Origin of the sequence: Citrobacter sp. TBCS-14 (assembly GCF_005280805.1) — a bacterium.
GTDB lineage: Bacteria > Pseudomonadota > Gammaproteobacteria > Enterobacterales > Enterobacteriaceae > Citrobacter > Citrobacter gillenii.
In genome coordinates this window covers 1-1,041 of sequence record NZ_SZWM01001165.1, presented here as the reverse complement: position 1 = coordinate 1,041, position 1,041 = coordinate 1, and the positions used below count along the sequence as shown (strand labels likewise).

The 1,041-nt window shown below is 31.2% G+C and carries 1 pseudogene; it reads left to right on the top strand.

What is annotated here, in order from left to right:
* Nucleotides 1-804: 804 nt before the first annotated feature.
* A pseudogene (locus FDX22_RS24580) lies at nt 805-1,041 on the top strand (transcriptional regulator); the annotation flags it as partial.

Genomic DNA, 1,041 nt, shown 5'->3' with positions numbered 1-1,041 from the left:
ACAAGGATGATTTAGACGATTTTATCAATGGTGAGAATGGTTCCACTCAATATCAAAAGTTCTTCAAATATATATATGAAGTTACATCTAAACCTCAATTAATTGCAAAAGAAAACAAATTAAAAGATGCAATTAATGCAGAAGAACATCTAAGTAAATTAAACGAGATAGATTCTTTAGAAATTGCCAATAATGATGAATATGAAATCAATTCTGATATAACAATTTCGAAATCAGAAGAAAGTATTCAAGACAAAGTACTAAATGACTTAAGAGATAAACTACCAAACCTCTATGCTGAAAATATTGAATACTCTGATGAGTATATAAACAAATTATTCTATTTTAGACCATGTATGGAAGATCTATTTATACCTGAAAAAAATATTTTATTAGGCGATAAAGGCACCGGAAAAACAGCTTTTTATAAAGCTCTTCAAATTAATAGTTTTTTTGATATGTTAACATCAAAAGCTCAAAAAACACACTTGAGTTACAATGTATTAAATATTACAAACTTTGAAAAAGATAACTTCGAATTTGATGGATTCGAGGCATATCACAAGGATGAGTTATTCATAAAGCGTTTTTGGATCTTTTTTATATGGAATGCCGTATGCTCCAGAGGAGAATATGGCTGCAAGAACCCAAATTTACTTGTAAACCTTGATAATTTCAAGACACAAGGGAAAATAATTGAATTACTGTTAGATGCAGAAAAATATTCATTAATTGAAGATGAAATGAATGATATTAACAATAGATTAAAAAGCGAAGATAGACGTCTAATTATTACTTTTGACNAAGCAGAAGCAATTTACCGAGCAAGCCCTGGGCAATATAGCCAAGAGCTTAGATGTTGAAATTGCTGATCTCTTTACCTCTGAGCTCAAAAATAATACTGTATGTAAAAACAGTGTTAGTGAGGGTGATGAGCAGGTGAAGGATGTATTCCGTATTGAATTGCTGGATGTCAGTGCCAGTGCGGGAAATGGCCTTATCCAAGGTGGTGATGTCATTGATGTGATTCATGCTATCGAA